Source organism: Flavimaribacter sediminis (assembly GCF_019492055.1).
Lineage (GTDB): Bacteria > Pseudomonadota > Alphaproteobacteria > Rhizobiales > Rhizobiaceae > Flavimaribacter > Flavimaribacter sediminis.
In genome coordinates, this window is sequence record NZ_JAICBX010000002.1 from 1539691 (window position 1) to 1557408 (window position 17718).

A 17718-nucleotide genomic window follows, 5' to 3' on the forward strand; every position below is an offset into this window, starting at 1 on the left:
GCCTCCCCCACCGCCTCCGCCGCATCACGCCGTGGTCGTGGTTGCCCCGCATCAGCCGGCTCCTCCTCCTCCGCCTCCCGGTCATCCGGCTGTCGTAGTGGTCAAGGCTCCGCATAATCCGCCGCCACCGCCTCCGCATCCGGTCTACTGACCGCTCAACGCCAAAAGCGGATAGTATGAAACAATGGCTGTCGCATCCGCGGCGGCCATTTTCCCTGAAAGGCCCTGAACCGCCGCATTTGCGGCGTTTGCGGTTTTGCCAGCGCTGAGCGACGCTTTTGTCCACGCTCATCCAAAAGCATGTGTCAAAGCGTGTTGCGACTCCCACATAGCTATGCTAGACGAGGCTCGAATTTCCGGCGGGGCATTGTGGAAACTCAATTCGCGCCGGAAAAAATCGAAACAAATTCAAAGATTTGCAGAATCTCAGGATTCTGATTCCATATCTTCGAATTCAGTTCAGAGATAATTGTGCCCGTGGCAGACACAACTTCGCTCATATCCGGTGTTGCGCAACGCTATGCATCATCGCTTTTCGAGCTGGCATTGGAAGGCAAATCCGAACAAGCCGTTGGTGACGAACTGACCCGTCTCGAGACCATGATCACCGAGAGCGAGGACTTTCGCCGGCTGATCGAAAGCCCGGTCTTTTCCGCCGATGAGCAGTTCAAGGCCATTTCGGCCATCGCCGACAAGGCGGAATTCCAGGGACTGGTCGGAAACTTCCTGCGCGTCGTTGCGCGCAATCGCCGGCTATTCGCCATTCCAGGCATTATCCGGGCCTACCGCGCCATCGCCGCAAAGCATCGCGGCGAGGTTTCGGCTGAGGTCGTCTCCGCCCGCAAACTGACGGCGGCCCAGGAAAAAGAACTCGCGGAAGCGCTGAAAAGCGTGACCGGACAGGACGTGGCAGCCAATGTCACCGTCGACCCGTCGATCCTCGGCGGTCTGATCGTCAAGATCGGGTCGCGTCAGATTGACACATCCATTCGTACAAAACTCTCCACCCTTAAGCTTGCACTGAAAGAGGTCGGCTGATGGACATCCGCGCCGCGGAAATCTCCGCAATTCTAAAAGATCAAATCAAAAACTTTGGCCAGGAAGCGGAAGTTTCCGAAGTCGGACAGGTTCTGTCCGTCGGTGACGGCATCGCCCGCGTCTACGGTCTGGACAATGTCCAGGCCGGTGAGATGGTGGAATTCCCCGGTGGAATTCGCGGCATGGCGCTGAACCTCGAAGTCGACAATGTCGGCGTCGTGATCTTCGGTTCCGACCGCGACATCAAGGAAGGCGACACCGTCAAGCGGACCGGCGCCATCGTTGACGTTCCCGTCGGCAAGGAACTGCTCGGCCGCGTGGTCGACGCTCTCGGCAACCCGATCGACGGCAAGGGCCCGATCAAGGCGACCCAGCGTTCGCGCGTTGACGTCAAGGCCCCCGGCATCATTCCGCGCCGTTCGGTGCATGAGCCGATGTCGACCGGCCTGAAAGCTATCGACGCGCTGATCCCGATCGGTCGCGGCCAGCGCGAGCTCGTCATCGGCGACCGCCAGACCGGCAAGACCGCCATCATCCTGGACACCTTCCTCAACCAGAAGCCGATCCACGACAACGGCCCGGAAGAAGACAAGCTCTACTGCGTCTACGTCGCTGTCGGCCAGAAGCGCTCCACCGTCGCCCAGTTTGTAAAGGTTCTCGAGGAGCGCGGCGCGCTTGAATATTCGATCGTCGTCGCCGCAACCGCTTCCGATCCGGCTCCGATGCAGTTCCTGGCGCCGTTCGCCGGCTGCGCGATCGGCGAATATTTCCGCGACAACGGCATGCACGCCCTTATCGGCTACGACGACCTGTCCAAGCAGGCTGTCGCCTATCGCCAGATGTCCCTGCTGCTTCGCCGTCCGCCGGGCCGTGAAGCCTATCCGGGCGACGTCTTCTATCTCCATTCGCGCCTGCTCGAGCGCGCCGCGAAGCTCAACGCCGACAATGGCTCCGGTTCGCTGACTGCCCTGCCGGTCATCGAAACCCAGGGCAACGACGTGTCGGCCTTTATTCCAACCAACGTGATCTCTATCACCGACGGTCAGATCTTCCTGGAAACGGACCTGTTCTACCAAGGCATCCGTCCGGCGGTGAACGTCGGTCTGTCCGTGTCCCGCGTGGGTTCGTCCGCCCAGATCAAGGCGATGAAACAGGTCGCCGGGTCGATCAAGGGTGAACTGGCGCAGTACCGCGAAATGGCGGCGTTCGCCCAGTTCGGCTCCGACCTCGACGCCGCGACCCAGCGTCTGCTCAATCGCGGCGCGCGTCTGACCGAGCTTTTGAAGCAGCCGCAGTTCTCGCCGCTCAAGACGGAAGAGCAGGTCGCTGTCATCTTCGCCGGCGTCAACGGCTATCTCGACAAGCTTCCGATCAACCAGGTCAACAGCTTCGAGCAGGGTCTTCTGTCCCACATGCGCGGCGACGGCAAGGACGTGCTTGACGCGATCCGCACCGAAAAGGCGCTGACCGACGAAATCACCGATAAGCTGAAAGCAGCGATCGACGATTTCGCGAAATCCTTCGCCTGAGCGAAAGCCGACGGCTGAACAACGAGAACGGACGGATAACGGATGCCTTCACTCAAGGATCTGAGAAACCGGATAGCCTCGGTCAAGGCGACGCAGAAGATCACCAAGGCGATGCAGATGGTCGCCGCGGCGAAATTGCGTCGCGCCCAGGAGGCGGCCGAAGCCGCGCGTCCCTATTCCCAGCGCATGGGCGCTGTGCTCGCCAATATCGCGAATGCGGTGTCGGACGGGGATGATACGCCGCGGCTGATGACGGGAACCGGAAGCGACCAGACGCATCTCCTGGTGGTCTGCACGGCCGAACGCGGACTGTGCGGCGGCTTTAACTCGCAGATCGCGAGATTGGCGCGCGAGCACGCCCGCTCCCTGATCGCCGACGGCAAGGAGGTCAAGATCCTCTGTGTCGGCAAGAAGGGCTACGACATTCTGCGCCGCGATCTTGGGTCGCACATCATCGACCGCGTCGATCTTCGCGAAGTCAAGAATATCGGCTTCGTCAACGCAGACGAGATCGCCCGCAAGGTGATCGGGCTGTTCGACGAAGGCGCTTTCGATGTCTGCACGCTGTTTTATTCCGAGTTCAAGTCGGTCATCAGCCAAATACCGACCGCCCAGCAGCTCATTCCGGCGAGCCCCGTCGGCGAGAGCGACGCGGTGGATCAGGACGCCTCGGCTGTATACGACTACGAACCGGACGCCGGATCGATCCTCAGCGATCTGATACCGCGCAACATCGCCGTGCAGATTTTCCGCGCATTGCTGGAAAACAATGCGTCCGAGCAGGGCGCCCGCATGTCCGCCATGGACAATGCGACCCGCAACGCCGGTGAGATGATCGACAAGCTGACGCTGAGCTACAACCGCCAGCGCCAGGCGCAGATCACCAAGGAACTGATTGAAATCATTTCGGGCGCCGAAGCGCTCTGAGACTCTTGAATGAGGTAGTACGATTATGGCCAAGGCAACCACAAAAGCCGGTGTAACCGGCACCGTGACGCAGGTGATCGGCGCCGTCGTCGACGTCGCGTTCGAAGATCATCTTCCGGCGATCCTGAACGGGCTGGAAACCGACAACCATGGCGTTCGCCTGGTTCTCGAGGTCGCGCAGCATCTCGGCGAGAACACCGTTCGCACCATCGCGATGGACTCCACCGAAGGTCTGGTCCGCGGTCAGCAGGTCGTGGACATGGGTCAGCCGATCGCAGTTCCGGTTGGCCCCGAGACGCTCGGCCGCATCATGAACGTTATCGGCGAGCCGATCGACGAAGCAGGCCCGGTCAAGACCTCCGAAACGCGCGCCATTCACCAGGAAGCTCCGGCCTATGTCGATCAGTCGACGGAAGCAGAGATCCTCGTCACCGGCATCAAGGTCGTGGACCTGCTGGCGCCTTACGCAAGGGGCGGAAAGATCGGCCTGTTCGGCGGCGCCGGCGTGGGCAAGACGGTTCTCATCCAGGAACTGATCAACAACGTCGCCAAGGCGCACGGCGGTTACTCCGTCTTTGCAGGCGTTGGCGAACGCACCCGCGAGGGCAATGACCTTTACTGGGAAATGATTGAATCCGGCGTGAACAAGGATCCGAAGGAAAACGACGGGTCCGTTGAAGGTTCAAAATGCGCCCTGGTTTTCGGCCAGATGAACGAGCCGCCCGGCGCCCGCGCCCGCGTTGCGCTTTCGGGTCTGACGATCGCTGAACATTTCCGTGACGAAGGTCAGGACGTTCTGTTCTTCGTCGACAACATCTTCCGCTTTACCCAGGCGGGTTCGGAAGTGTCCGCGCTTCTCGGCCGTATTCCTTCGGCCGTGGGTTATCAGCCGACGCTGGCGACCGACATGGGCGCCATGCAGGAGCGCATCACCACCACCAACAAGGGATCGATCACTTCCGTGCAGGCCGTCTACGTTCCGGCCGACGACTTGACCGACCCGGCGCCTGCGACCTCCTTCGCCCACCTGGACGCAACGACGGTTCTCAACCGCGCGATATCGGAGAAAGGCATCTATCCGGCCGTGGATCCGCTCGACTCCACGTCGCGTATGCTCGACCCGATGATCGTTGGCCAGGAACACTATGACGTCGCCCGCCAGGTGCAGTCGATTCTGCAGCGCTACAAGTCGCTTCAGGACATCATCGCCATCCTGGGCATGGACGAACTGTCCGAAGAAGACAAGATGACGGTTGCCCGCGCCCGCAAGATCGAGCGCTTCCTGTCGCAGCCATTCTTCGTCGCCGAAGTGTTTACCGGTTCGCCGGGCCAGTTCGTCGATATCGAAGACACGATCAAGAGCTTCAAGGGCCTCGTCGAAGGCGAGTACGACCATCTGCCGGAAGCGGCCTTCTACATGGTCGGCGGCATCGACATGGCTGTCGAGAAGGCACAGAAGCTCGCTGCGGAAGCAGCCTGATTTGATGCGGCGGCGGGGTCCGGAAAGGACCCGGTCGCCACGACCGAACGGGAAATGACGTCCGATGGCTGACAGTTTCAATTTCGAGCTCGTATCTCCGGAGCAGTTGCTGCTTTCGGAAGCCGTTTCGCAGGTGATCATACCGGGCTCAGACGGTGAGATGACCGTCATGGCTCATCATGCGCCGACGATGACGACGATCAAGCCGGGCATCGTTTCGGTGACGACCGATTCCGGAGAAAACCAGCGCTACGTCGTCTTCGGCGGTTTCGCAGATATCCTGCCCGATGGTTGTACGTTGCTTGCCGAATCCGCCGTTCGCGTGGAAGATATCGACCATGAAGCGCTGAAACAGCGCATTCAGGATACGCGCGAAGACTTGGCGGACGCCAAGACCGATGCGGACAAAACGCGCATCGCCGAGCACCTTAATCATCTTGAAACGCTGCAGAACGCCGTCTAGGCCGATGCAAGACATGCTGACTATCAAGGCGGGCTCATGGCCCGCTTTTTTATTTGTGTCTCGTAGCGTCCGACCATGAACCAGCAGCAGGCGAAACCCCGCAGCTTTTGGCCGACGCTGCTGGTCGGCTTTCTGTTTTATCTGCCGGCTGGCCTGTTGTGGATCGGAAGACCAGTCGCCGGCGTCATTGCCTCGGTTATCCAGTGCCTGGTCTACTTCGCAATCTTCCGGTGCATTTCATTGTGTCGGCTCGACCAGATGGGCGAAGGCCGCGACGACTTCTTCGTAAACCTTGCGCTTGAATGGCACGACCAGGTCCGGGAGGTCCCGCATTGGCGCCCAGCGCCAGTCGTCGAATTCCGCTTCATGTCCGTCGGGCGGCGGATTGATCGCGATTTCGCTCTCGTCGCCTTCGAAGCGAAAGGCGAACCAGCGTTGCGTTTGTCCGCGATATTTGCCTTTCAGCGCGAAGCCGATCTTGTCTTTCGGCAAATCGTAATTGATCCAGTCTGGCGCTCGCGCCAGCAGCGAGACGCTGCGGATGCCGGTTTCCTCGTAGAGTTCGCGTTTCGCCGCTTCGAGCGGGTCTTCCCGTTTGTCGATTCCACCCTGGGGCATCTGCCAGAGTTGCAGCATGTCGGGCGTCACCTCGCTGTTGACGTCGTTGACTCGCCGTCCGATCCAAACCCGTCCTTCGCTATTCAACACCATTGCGCCCACACACGGGCGATAGGGCATTTCTGCGTGTTTGTCCTTTGACACGAATACTGTCCTCTTCAGTGTTCAACGAGCGCCGAGACAGGAACGATTTCCACGCCCCGCCGCTCCACTTCCCTGATCCATGCGGCCACGGTGTCCACGCTGACTTCGAAGGCGGAAGCGACGGCGATGGCTTCGCCGTTCCGGCGGGCGATCCTTTCAACCTCGTCGAGTCGCGCCATGATGACGTCTGTCGACAGTTTCTGGTCCACCACCATGTCGGCCTGCGCGAACGGAACGCCGAGAGATTGCGACACGACGCCTGCCAGCGATTGCGCTGACGTGCCGTCGTCTAGGAAGAGGATGCCGCGTCCGGCTATTTCCTGCAATACCGGTTCGATTGCGTCCGGATCGGACAGGAAGCGGGAACCCATGAAATTCATGACGCCGGTATAGTTGGTGATCCGGCCGAGCGCCCAGTGCAGATCGTCAATGTTCTGCCTCGTCCCGTCGGCTGTGACCAGCGTATGCGGACCCGGGTCCGTGGACGGATAGCCGAAGGGTTCGAAGGGTATCTGCAGCAGAACCTCGTGGTTTCCGCGCCTGGCTTCCTGCAGCCAGCGCTGCAGGCTGTTGCCGCTCGCGGCAAACGCGAGGGTCACGCCTTCCGGAAGCGTCTGTATTGCATACTGGGTTCCTGTCTGGCTGACGCCCAGCCCGCCGACGACGATGGCGATCCGTGTGCCGCGAGCGCCCGACCAGGGTCGCGCATAGGCTTCGACCGGTTTCTTCCCGTCCGGGCCGATAACAGGCAGATCTCCATATTTTCCCGGCTCCAGCAGTTCCGGGATCGGCAGGTGCGCCATGTGCGCGCTCTGGCCGATGGCGCGGGCGCCGGTCAGGATCACCGGTCCGTCCTGCGGGCGATCAAGCGGGGTTACCTTCGTCACGATGCTTCCGTCGCCGTTGCGGATCGTCTCGACGTCGGCCCCGGATGCGCCGGTTTGAAAAATGGTTGAGCCCGGCTTCAGTTCGGCTCTCTCGACAACCATGCTGACGACGTCCGTCGCCGGAGCCATGTGCGCCGCCGCCATGGACTGGTCGCGCAGGGGCGGACGATGGAGGGCGGTGGCGGTCGAGGCGGCGATGACCGCCAGACACAGAATTCCGGCCAACCAGGCTCCAGGACTCCCCGGAACAGCGACAGTTCGCCGCCGCTCCGGACGGTTCTGACCCAATGGCCTGTTGATTTCGGAATCGCTGTTCACGGGAGCCGCACGTAATTGTCGGTGATTCGCTGTTCCGGCAGAATCTACGGGCGATGATGTTTTGGCAACTGCGATAAGACGGCGGGTGCGTTGATCAACGCTACCCGCCGCCAAAAGACCTTATTCAGTCGTAGCCGGAGCCTCTTCCTTGTCCATCTGCACGGCGGCTGCCTGATCGGACTTCGGAGGATAGGCCGGATCGGAGATTTCGCCGCGAATGAGCTTCAGCGCATATTTCAGCTGCTCGTCATCCTCGGCTTCCGGCGGCACGTAGGCGATTGACCCGGACCCTTCGTCGGTTTCGTTGTCGCCTTCGATGTGGCCGCGCAACTCGGATTCACCGGTTTCACGCACGCGTCCCTTGAGATCGTCGGGCAGCGGCTGTTCGACGATGATCTCGGGCTCGATGCCGGACCCCTGAATGGAGGTGCCGGAAGGCGTATAATATAGCGCCGTGGTCAGACGCAGTGCGCCGTTCTCGCCGAGCGGGATGATCGTCTGAACCGAGCCTTTGCCAAACGAGCGGGTGCCGACGATAGTCGCGCGGTGATGATCCTGTAAAGCGCCGGCGACGATCTCGGACGCGCTCGCCGATCCGCCATTGACCAGCACCACGACCGGCTTGCCGCCTGTGAGGTCGCCCGGTCGGGAATTGTAGCGTCGCGTCTCCTCGGGATTGCGTCCCCGCGTCGAAACGATCTCTCCGCGGTCAAGGAAGGCGTCGGACACGCTGATCGCCTGATCCAGCAAGCCGCCCGGATTCAGCCTCAGATCGAGGACGTAACCCTTGAGTTTGTCTTCCGGAATCTGTTCTTTGAGTTCCTTGATCGCATTGTCCAGGTCGTCATAGGTCTTCTCGGTGAAGGAAATGACGCGAATATAGCCGATATCGTCTTCGGCGCGGAACTTCACCGCCTTGATCTTGATGACGTCGCGCTCGATGTCGATGTCGATCGGCGCGTCTGCGCCTTCGCGCAGGATCGTCAGCTTGATGTTCGTGCCGACCGCGCCGCGCATTTTGTCGACCGCCTGGCTCAGGCTCAGGCCGCGCACCGGCTCACCGTCGATCTCGGAAATCAGGTCGCCGGCGAGAACGCCCGCCTTCTGGGCCGGTGTATCGTCAATCGGTGTGATGACCTTGACCAGTTCGCTGTCCTGGTCGAGCGTCACCTCGATGCCGAGCCCGCCGAACTCGCCGCGAGTTTGGGTGCGCATGTCCAGCGCGTCCTTGGCGTTGAGGTAGCTCGAATGCGGATCGAGGGACGTGAGCATGCCGTTGATGGCGTTTTCAACCAGATCGCCCTCATCCGGCGGCTTGACGTAGTTCGCCCGCACTCGCTCGAAAACTTCGCCGAAAATGGAGAGCTGCTTGTAGGTGTCGGAATTGGCTGCGACCGCCGTCGTTCCCGCATATTGCAGACCGGCGACGGACATAGCGCCCATCACAGCGCCGGCAGCTAAAAGAGATACCTTACGAATCATTGCTTATCCTTCCCGAAGGAGACTTGACCCACCATGGGCCGGGATCGATGGGTTTGCCATCTTTTCTGAACTCAATGTAGAGCGTCGGGGCATCCGACGCCAGACTCAAAGCGCCCATTGCCGCAAGTCTTCGTGAACTCATGCGGCCGACCGGCTCGCCGGCGACGACGAACTGGCCGATGGAGGCGTCGATGCGGCCCATGCCGGCGAGAACGAGATTGTACTCCTCGCCGACGTTGAGAATCAGCAATTGTCCATAGGAGCGGAAATTGCCGGCATAGACGACCCAGCCGTCCGCAGGCGAGGTCACCAGTGCGTCCGGTTGCGTTGCAACCATGGTTCCCATCAACGCGTTGCCGGTTCCGTCGTCGTCGCCCCAACTGGCCGTGACTTCGCCCCTGACCGGCAACTCAAGGCTTTCCGACAATTCCGAAAACGCGTAGGCGGGCGCCATGCGCTCGATATCAGGGTCTCCCTCGCGTTTGCGGGCCTTCAATTGCTCGCGGCGGCGTTCGGTTTCCTCCATGCGGCGGATTTCGGCAAGCCGCGCCTGCTCGGCGGCCTCGCGGGCGGATTCAATCTCGCTGCCAAGCGAAGCGATCAGATCATTCAGGCTGCTCGCCCGCATCGCCAGTTCCTCGGCCTTGCGGCGTTCTTCGCCCAGCCTGTCATTGCGCGCTGCTGCGAGCCTGTTCTTTTCCTCAAGCAGCAGGTTCAGTTTTTCCTCTTCCTCGGCCTGCTCGCCAAGCGTTGCAATCAACCGTTCACGCTCATTGGCGATGGAAGCGTGAATTTCTGTCAGTTCCTGCAGATCAGCCACCAGCTTGCCGGTTTCCTCGCGAATTTCGGGCACCACGGCGCCAAGCAAAATGGCGCTGCGAACCGAGGCAAGCGCGTCGTCCGGGCTGATCAGAATAGCCGGCGGGGGGTTGCGCCCCATCCGCTGCAGGGCGGCGAGAACTTCGGCCAGAATCGCCTTGCGCGATCGCAGCGACGCTCTGATGGCCTCCTGGCGCCCGGCGAGCGCAGCAAGCCTCTTTTCGCCGTCCGATATGTCGTCGGATAGCTTCTTTTGCGTTTTCGCGCTTTGCAGCAGCGCCGTGCGCAGAGACGCCTGGTCGTGCTTGAGCGACGCGATTTCCTGCTCGAGCTCTGCGCGACGCTGCTCCGACACCTCGATGTCGGCCTTGATCTGTTGCAGCCGCTCGCGGCCTTCCGCCTGCTGTTTTTCGAGGGTTTTGATCTCGCCAGCGGGCTCATCCGCCGGCTGAGCGCCGTCCTGGGCGGCGACGGGAAGCGCTAAAGACGGCAACAGGGCGAAAACAAGCAGCAAAGCGACGGTCCGGATGGTGTCGAACCCGCTTCTGCCTGATCCGTTGCTGTTGCCTGCCGAAGACCGCATCTACGAAACTTTGCAATAATCTTAAGGGCCGAATGTTCTGGCCGTGAATGAAGATCAGAACACGCTCTGACTTTTGCCTGTGACAGTCAAGCGTGGCATGGATAAGGCAGGGTTGAAAAGACGCAAAACATGCATCCTGCGGGCAGTCATCGACGCTGCGTCAGGAGCGGTGATAGGGATGGCCTGCCAGGATCGTCGCCGCGCGATAGAGTTGTTCGGCAAGCAATATCCGCACGACCTGATGCGGCCATGTCATGCGTCCGAAGGACAAAACGGCGTCGGCTTTCGATCGCAAGGCTTCGTCATGCCCGTCTGCGCCGCCGATTGCGATCGCAAGATCGCGGCGTCCGGCGTCGCGCCAGTTTCCCAGCATTTCGGCGAATTGTTCGGAACCTGGCGCCTTGCCCCGTTCGTCGAGGACGACAAGCAGGCTGTCGCCGGGCAGGGCGGCCTCGATCGCGGCGGATTCATCGCGCATGCGCGTGTTGGCGTTGGACGCCCGGCTTTCCGGCAGTTCGATCACGCGATTGAAATCCAGACCTTGCGACGGGCCGAATTTCGCGAACCGGTCGATATAGCGCGCTGAAAGATCTCTTTCGGGGCCGGATTTCAGCCGGCCCACGGCGCAAATTGTCACCCGCATTCAGCCTCGCATACGCCTGGATAAGCCAGCGATTTGCGTCCACTGGAACGCCTAGTGGACGGTGCCTTCCTCGATGTCCGGAGCCATCCACAATTTCTCGATATTGTAGAACTCCCGGATTTCGGGGCGGAACACGTGGATGATGATGTCGCCAGTATCGATCAACACCCAGTCGCCTGTAGACAATCCCTCGACACGGAGATTTCCGTATCCGGCGGACTTCATGTCGCGAAGCAGATGGTCGCAGATCGCCGTGACATGACGGCTCGACCGTCCCGATGCGACCACCATGTAGTCGCCCAGCGCGGACTTGCCCGTAATATCTATGGAGACGACGTCTTCCGATTTGGATTCCTCGAGGCTGGCGAGGACCAGTTTCAACGCATGTAGGGCGGCGGCGCCGCTCTCCATGACGGTAGAGGAAATATCAGCGATACTTCCCTTGCTTTGTGCTGTTCTCAGCGTTTTCCCTTTCTGTACCAGAACAACCTCATCAGATTTGCAATATGGGACTCAATACCTGCCGCACAAGGCCGGTCTCCGCTACTCGATTGTAAGGGGAGGGTCGAAACCTGCTCTGCATGATAGCCGCATCGCAAATCATGAGACAAGAATAGCCATGGTTTTGTTTAGGTTTCAAGACGGTGGCCATCACGATTTTGCGCGAAATGTTTCGATTTTCTCGCATTTGACGAATTTTCTCGCCGTCACAGACCGCTCGGATCGGCCTCGCCCCTGCGAATCGCGGTTGATGAAAGCGCTGATCGCGGTCCATGGATGAAGGTCCAGGCAGGCGGTTTCATGCGCGCGAGAAGCGCTGCGTCGTCTTCGTCGACCCGCGCGAAGTCATAGGTTTTGGCCATGCGCGAAGACAGGTACGCCAGCGTCGAGCCTGGCCGGTCGAATACGGCGATCGGCACGGTTTCGGCGATGTTGCGCCAGTTTTGCCAGCGGTGAAAACCCGCCAGACTGTCGGCGCCCATGATCCATACGAAATTGACCCCGGTGTTGCGCCGGCGCAGATAGCGCAAGGTCTCCTCAGTATAACGGAAATTATGGGCCGCCTCGAAGGTGGTGAACCGGATGCGCGGATCGTCGGCGATTTCCCTGCACCATTGCAGTCTTTCGGCCATGCCGGCCAGGTCAGCGGTGTTCTTCAGCGGATTGCCCGGCGTGATCATCCACCAGAGTTGGTCGAGGCGAAGCCGGCGCAGCGCCGTCTCCGCCACAAGCGCATGACCGGCGTGCGGCGGGTTGAACGATCCTCCAAACAGGCCAACGGCCATGCCTTTTTCGGCATGAGGCGTGCGCATGGCCTGCGCCAGGTCGGAATTCGCCGTCACCGGCTCAGGGACGCGTTTGTCCGGAACCCCGGACGCGATATTTGAACGAGGTGAGTTGCTCGACGCCCACCGGTCCGCGGGCGTGCATCTTGCCGGTTGCGATGCCGATCTCGGCGCCCATGCCGAATTCGCCGCCGTCGGCGAATTGCGTCGAGGCGTTGTGTAGCAGGATCGCCGAATCGATCTCGTTGAAAAAACGCTCAACCACAGCCGGATCCTCGGCGATGACCGCTTCGGTGTGGTTGGACGACCAGCGGGCGATGTGGTCGATCGCGCCGCCGACGCCGTCGACAAGCGCCACGGAAATGATCGCATCGAGGTATTCCGTAGACCAGTCGGCCTCGGTTACAGGTTTCGCCTTGTCGAACCGGGCGCAGACCTCATCCGAGCCGCGGATCTCGCAGCCGGCCTCCGCCAGGGCCGTCAGGACAGGCGCCAGATGCGTGTCGGCGGCGTCCCGATCGACGAGCAGGGTTTCGGCTGCTCCGCATATGCCGGTGCGGCGGAGTTTGGAGTTCACTGCGATTTTCACCGCCATGTCGATATCGGCTGACTTGTCCACATAGAGGTGGCAGAGGCCTTCCAGATGCGCGAAGACGGGCACTCGCGCTTCAGACTGCACACGTTCCACCAGGCTTCGGCCGCCACGCGGCACGATCACATCGATGGCGCCGTCGAGCCCTTTCAGCATTTCGCCAACCGCCGCGCGATCCGTCGTCGGCACGATCTGGATGGCGTGTTCGGGAAGTCCCGCCTTCTTCAGCCCTTCGACAAGGCAATCGTGGATGGCAGTGGACGAATTGATCGAATCCGAACCGCCGCGCAGGATCACGGAATTGCCGGCTTTCAGGCACAACGCGCCGGCGTCGGCCGTCACGTTCGGTCGGCTTTCGTAGATCACGCCGATGACGCCGAGCGGCGTGCGTACGCGCTCGATCTTCAGGCCGTTCGGCCGCGACCATTCGGCGATCACGTCGCCGACCGGATCCTTCAAGTCTCTTATCGCCCGGATGCCGTCCGCCATCGCCTTCACCCGATCGGCGTCCAGCTTCAGCCGGTCTCGAAAGGAGGGCGCCATGTCGGCCTCCTCGGCGTTTTTCATGTCGATCACGTTGGCGGCCAGGATATTATTGCGGCCCGCGAGAATGGCGTCGGCCATGGCGTCGAGCGCGCTGTCCTTGGCGGCGGTCGGCGCGGTTGCAAGCCTTGCGCTGGCTTGCCTGGCGTTCCGGCCGAGGGCCGCCATCAGTTCGGCGATGTCGCCGCGGCTTGCCGATTGTTCCAGCATCCTCTCGCTCCCTGTCTTTTTAACCATCTTCATTCGTTGCTAAATCACCGACTGTCAACACCATGTCGTCGCGGTGGATCATCGCGGTGCGGCCTGCATAGCCGAGAATGTCGATGATCTCGGACGATTTGCGGCCGGCGATCCGGGTGGCCTCCTCGGCGCCATAGGCGGAAAGACCCCGGGCAATTTCCCGGCCTTCGAGATTGCGGATGACAATCGTGTCGCCGCGTTCGAAACTGCCGTCGATATGTCTTACGCCAGCCGGAAGCAGGCTTTTGCCTGAAAGCAGCGCCGCTGCGGCGCCCTCGTCGATGGTGAAGACGCCGGCCGGCTGCAGTTGGCCCGCGATCCAGGTCTTGCGCGCGGTGACATGGGCGTTGCGCGCCGCAAAGAAGGTGTGGCGCGCGCCGTCGTCGATGGCGGCGATCGGGTGATCCACCTTGCCGGACGCTATGATCATGGCGCAGCCGGCGCCGGTCGCGATGCGGCCGGCCTCGATCTTCGTCTTCATGCCGCCGCGCGACAATTCCGATCCGGCGTCGCCCGCCATCTCGAAAACGCTGGCCGTGACTTCAGGCACGTAGTCGATGAACTGCGCCTGCGGGTCGACGCCTGGCGGCGCCGTGTACAGCCCGTCGACATCGGATAACAGCACCAGCAAGTCCGCGCCGGCCATGGTTGCGACGCGGGCCGCCAGCCGGTCATTGTCGCCGTAGCGGATCTCGGAGGTGGCGACGGTGTCGTTTTCGTTGATGACGGGAATAGCGCGAAGCTTAAGCAACTGCCCGATCGTGGCGCGGGCGTTTAGATAGTTGCGCCGCGCGCGGGTGTCTTCCAATGTCAGCAGCAGCTGACCGGCGAGAATGTTGTTTGCGGACAGCGTTTCCGACCAGGCCTTGGCGAGCGCGATCTGACCGATGGCGGCTGCGGCCTGGCTTTCCTCGAGCCTCAGGCTCTTCGCCCTGGCGAGCGCGGATCCGGAGGGCAAAATGGTGCGGCCAAGCGCAATGGCGCCGGAGGAGACGACAATGATCTCCACGCCCGTGGCGTGCAGGGCGGCGATATCCGCGCACAGCCCCTCCAGCCAGGCGTGGCGCAGGCCGCGGGCGCGGTCAACCAGCAGGGCGGAGCCGATCTTTATGACCACCCTGCGGTAATCGCGCAGCTGCTTGCCCCTATTGCCCATTCTCAAACCATCATTGTCCGGTGTGTTGCGTCACTCTTCGGCGTCGACCGTCTGGTCGATGGCGGCTCGCAGTGCGCGCAGCGCGTCCGTCATGCCTTCGCCGGTGACCGCAGATAGCACCAGCGGCGCCTTGCCTGCAACGGCCTGCAACGCCTCGCTCTTTCGCGCCCGCTCGTCGTCGTCGAGGATGTCGCACTGTGCAAGCGCCAGTATTTCCGGCTTGTCGGAAAGGCCATGCCCGTACGCCTCGATCTCCGCGCGGACCGTCTTCCATGCGGCTGCGACGTCTTCCTCCTGCGCCGAGACGAGGTGCAGGAGGACGCGCGTGCGCTCCACATGGCCCAGAAACCGGTCGCCGATGCCGACGCCCTGGTGCGCGCCCTCGATCAGTCCGGGAATATCGGCGATGACGAATTCGTGGCCGTCCACGGTCGCAACCCCCAGATTGGGATGAAGCGTCGTGAACGGGTAACTGGCGATCTTCGGCCGGGCGCGGGTGACGGTTGCGAGAAAAGTGGACTTGCCGGCATTCGGAAGGCCGATCAATCCGGCGTCGGCGATCAGCTTGAGACGCAGCCAGATGGTTTTTTCGACGCCGGGCAGGCCGGGATTGGCGCGCCTGGGCGCCTGGTTGACGGAGGTCTTGAAATGCGCGTTGCCGAAACCGCCATTGCCGCCGGCGGCAAGCAGGAAACGCTGGCCTTCCTCCGTCAGGTCGCAGATCAGCGTCTCGTTGTCTTCCTCGTAGACCTGGGTGCCGACCGGAACCTTCATCGTCACGTCCGCGCCGCCGGCGCCGGTGCGATTGCGCCCCATCCCGTGCATGCCGGTCTTCGCCTTGAAATGCTGCTGGTAACGGTAGTCGATCAATGTGTTGAGGCCCTGGACGGCTTCTACCCAGACATCGCCGCCGCGTCCGCCGTCGCCGCCGTCCGGACCGCCGAACTCAATATATTTTTCCCTGCGGAAAGACACCGAGCCGGCGCCGCCGTCGCCTGATCGGATATAGACTTTCGCCTGGTCGAGAAATTTCATCGTTTCAGCATTCCGTTTTCCATGCGGCGTGGCCGTCGCCGGCCCTTTCGCAAGGTCTTCTTGATAAAGCGTTGCCCGCAAACGTCAATTGTCGCGGGCAACGCCGATTGATTGGCTTCACGCAGCGGCCCAGCTTCTGAGCGAAATCCAGGTCTTGCGGTCCAGCCGGTACCATTCGACAGGCACGGACGCCCCCAGCGCCAGCGACGTCACCATGCCGGTGCCCTGGAACTGGAAACCGCATTTGTGGATCACCCGCCGAGACCCGGGATTGGTCACCCTGCAGCGCACATCGATGAACTCGATGTCGCGCGTGCGGAAGGCCATGTCGATGACGGCGTGGGCGGCTTCCGTCGCATAACCTTTCCCCCAGAAAGGCTCGCCGATCCAGTAGCCGAGTTCCAGCGTCACTGCGTCCTGCTGGGGTTCGACGCCGCAGCAGCCAAGGAAGCGGCCATTGTCGGCATCCGTCACAGCATAGATACATTTGCCGAGCGCCCCGGTTTTCGTTCGCTTGATGAACTCCGCCGCGTCCTTGCGCGTATAGGGGTGCGGCATGCGAGACACCATGGTCGCGACCCGCACATTGTTGGCGAGACACGCGATCGCGTCGGTGTCTTCCTTGTGCGGCGCTCTCAGCACCAGTCTTTCGGTGACCAGAACAGGGCAGCCGCCCCGATCACTGCTGCTTTCATCTTCCCGTTCTTGCCGTCCCATGATCAAGACCTCCAGTTGCAAAGGAAAAGGGAGATGGCGCCCCATCTCCCTTGAACTTTTGGTCTGATTTCTCAGCCGGGTCGATGAGACGCCGGCTGTTAAGACTTTAACCGGCTATTCCGCTGCTTCCGCATACGGCATTACGGACACATATGTGCGGCCGTTGGCTTTTTGACGGAAGTTCACATTGCCTTCCACAGTGGCGAAGATCGTGTGATCCTTGCCGATGCCAACGCCCTGGCCCGGATGCCATTTGGTGCCGCGCTGACGCACGATAATGTTGCCCGGGATCACGGCTTCGCCGCCGAACTTTTTCACGCCGAGGCGTTTGGATTCTGAATCGCGACCGTTGCGCGACGAACCGCCAGCTTTCTTGTGTGCCATTGGTCTACTCCTTTACCCGCTCGATTACTTCTTGGCTTCTTCGGCCAGAGCCTTCGCCTGGCCCAGCCAGTCGTCGCGCTCGATGCGGCCCTTGAAGTTCAACGTGTCGTCGAGCTTCGCGATGTCTTCCTTGCTGAATGCGGCGATTTGCGCGAACTGGGTCACGCCTGCTGCATGCAGCTTCTTTTCCAATGCCGGGCCGACGCCGGAGATTTTCTTGAGGTCGTCGGGCTCGCCTTCGGGCGTAGTGAAAACGGCGGATTCAGCCTTGGCCTCTTCCTTTTTCGGCGCAGCCTTGGCTTCAGCCTTGGGCGCGCTGTCAGCCTTCTTGGCTGCCGCCTTCTTCGACGGCTTTGCGCCTCCTGTCAGAATCTCGGAGATGCGGATCGTCGTCTCGTGCTGGCGATGGCCGCGCGTGCGCTTCGAGTTCTGGCGACGGCGCTTCTTGAAGGCGATGACCTTGCGGGCGCGACCTTGCTCGACGACTTCCGCCGTAACCATGGCTCCGTCCACGAAGGGCGTTCCGATCGTGGCGTCGGCGCCTTCGCCGACCATAAGAACTTCGCCGAATTCAACCGTGTCGCCGGTTTCGCCTGTAAGCTTCTCGACCTTCAGCAGGTCGTCGGCGGAAACGGTGTACTGCTTACCGCCTGTCTTGATGACTGCGAACATTTTTTACCTTTCCATGTTCAGTACGGCTTGTGGCGCATCGCCCAGCCGTCTTTTTATCCAGTCTGTTTCGGGTTGCCGTCCGGTCAGCTGTGAGCCTTTCCGTTCGGCGGTTCGTCAGCGGTTTGCGCGTGTGCGCAATCCTGCCAAAAACTTATGGCGCAA

General features: G+C 61.4%; 18 protein-coding genes. 5 read left to right on the top strand and 13 right to left on the bottom strand.

Going from position 1 to position 17718, the window contains the following annotated elements; all coding sequences use genetic code 11:
* Positions 1–477 precede the first annotated feature (477 nt).
* The 5 genes from K1W69_RS15510 (at position 478) to K1W69_RS15530 (ending at position 5437) form a co-directional block, all read left to right on the top strand.
* The gene (locus tag K1W69_RS15510; RefSeq protein WP_220229211.1) at positions 478–1038 is read left to right on the top strand and encodes a F0F1 ATP synthase subunit delta; all 561 of its coding nucleotides are present in this window, start codon (positions 478–480) and stop codon (positions 1036–1038) included.
* Positions 1038–2567 (top strand): F0F1 ATP synthase subunit alpha, encoded by a 1530-nt coding sequence (atpA, locus tag K1W69_RS15515; protein ID WP_220229212.1) that lies wholly within the window; start codon positions 1038–1040, stop codon positions 2565–2567. The genes K1W69_RS15510 and atpA overlap by 1 nt, the downstream gene beginning before the upstream one ends.
* A 42-nt stretch (positions 2568–2609) precedes the next feature.
* Positions 2610–3494, top strand: a complete 885-nt coding sequence (locus K1W69_RS15520; protein WP_220229213.1) for a F0F1 ATP synthase subunit gamma — start codon at positions 2610–2612, stop codon at positions 3492–3494.
* A gap of 25 nt (positions 3495–3519) precedes the next feature.
* Positions 3520–4974: a F0F1 ATP synthase subunit beta gene (gene atpD / locus K1W69_RS15525; protein ID WP_220229214.1), complete on the top strand. Its 1455-nt coding sequence runs from the start codon at positions 3520–3522 to the stop codon at positions 4972–4974.
* A gap of 64 nt (positions 4975–5038) precedes the next feature.
* Positions 5039–5437: a F0F1 ATP synthase subunit epsilon gene (locus tag K1W69_RS15530; RefSeq protein ID WP_220229215.1), complete on the top strand. Its 399-nt coding sequence runs from the start codon at positions 5039–5041 to the stop codon at positions 5435–5437.
* Positions 5438–5674: 237 nt separating this feature from the next.
* Here K1W69_RS15530 and K1W69_RS15535 read toward each other — a convergent pair whose 3' ends face one another.
* From K1W69_RS15535 to K1W69_RS15595, 13 genes are all read right to left on the bottom strand, one after another.
* Positions 5675–6199 carry an RNA pyrophosphohydrolase gene (locus K1W69_RS15535; RefSeq protein WP_370688249.1) on the bottom strand — a complete coding sequence of 175 codons (525 nt, stop codon included), beginning with the start codon at positions 6197–6199 and terminating at the stop codon, positions 5675–5677.
* Positions 6200–6213: 14 nt separating this feature from the next.
* Entirely contained in the window at positions 6214–7311 is a 1098-nt protein-coding gene (locus K1W69_RS15540; protein WP_306308795.1) for a divergent polysaccharide deacetylase family protein, read from the bottom strand.
* Between the two features lie 213 nt (positions 7312–7524).
* Positions 7525–8886, bottom strand: coding sequence for a S41 family peptidase (locus K1W69_RS15545; protein WP_220229216.1), 1362 nt, complete (start codon positions 8884–8886; stop codon positions 7525–7527).
* A complete protein-coding gene (locus K1W69_RS15550; RefSeq protein ID WP_220229217.1) occupies positions 8876–10288 on the bottom strand; it encodes a murein hydrolase activator EnvC family protein in 1413 nt (470 codons plus the stop codon). Before K1W69_RS15550 ends, K1W69_RS15545 begins: the two co-directional genes overlap by 11 nt.
* A gap of 160 nt (positions 10289–10448) precedes the next feature.
* Entirely contained in the window at positions 10449–10931 is a 483-nt protein-coding gene (gene rlmH, locus K1W69_RS15555) for a 23S rRNA (pseudouridine(1915)-N(3))-methyltransferase RlmH (RefSeq protein WP_220229218.1), read from the bottom strand.
* Positions 10932–10982: 51 nt separating this feature from the next.
* The gene (rsfS, locus tag K1W69_RS15560; protein WP_370688265.1) at positions 10983–11414 is read right to left on the bottom strand and encodes a ribosome silencing factor; all 432 of its coding nucleotides are present in this window, start codon (positions 11412–11414) and stop codon (positions 10983–10985) included.
* A gap of 224 nt (positions 11415–11638) precedes the next feature.
* Complete coding sequence (locus tag K1W69_RS15565; RefSeq protein WP_220229220.1) at positions 11639–12244, bottom strand: nicotinate-nucleotide adenylyltransferase; 606 nt, start codon at positions 12242–12244, stop codon at positions 11639–11641.
* Positions 12245–12278: 34 nt separating this feature from the next.
* Entirely contained in the window at positions 12279–13562 is a 1284-nt protein-coding gene (locus K1W69_RS15570; RefSeq protein ID WP_220229221.1) for a glutamate-5-semialdehyde dehydrogenase, read from the bottom strand.
* 19 nt (positions 13563–13581) lie between these two features.
* On the bottom strand, positions 13582–14748 hold the full coding sequence (gene proB / locus K1W69_RS15575) for a glutamate 5-kinase (RefSeq protein WP_220229222.1): 1167 nt from the start codon (positions 14746–14748) through the stop codon (positions 13582–13584).
* A gap of 30 nt (positions 14749–14778) precedes the next feature.
* On the bottom strand, positions 14779–15783 hold the full coding sequence (gene obgE, locus K1W69_RS15580; protein WP_220229223.1) for a GTPase ObgE: 1005 nt from the start codon (positions 15781–15783) through the stop codon (positions 14779–14781).
* A 117-nt stretch (positions 15784–15900) separates the two neighbouring features.
* A complete protein-coding gene (locus K1W69_RS15585) occupies positions 15901–16500 on the bottom strand; it encodes a GNAT family N-acetyltransferase (RefSeq protein ID WP_258571054.1) in 600 nt (199 codons plus the stop codon).
* Between the two features lie 114 nt (positions 16501–16614).
* Entirely contained in the window at positions 16615–16884 is a 270-nt protein-coding gene (gene rpmA / locus K1W69_RS15590) for a 50S ribosomal protein L27 (RefSeq protein WP_220229225.1), read from the bottom strand.
* 24 nt (positions 16885–16908) lie between these two features.
* Positions 16909–17556 carry a 50S ribosomal protein L21 gene (locus K1W69_RS15595; protein ID WP_220229226.1) on the bottom strand — a complete coding sequence of 216 codons (648 nt, stop codon included), beginning with the start codon at positions 17554–17556 and terminating at the stop codon, positions 16909–16911.
* Positions 17557–17718 lie beyond the last annotated feature (162 nt).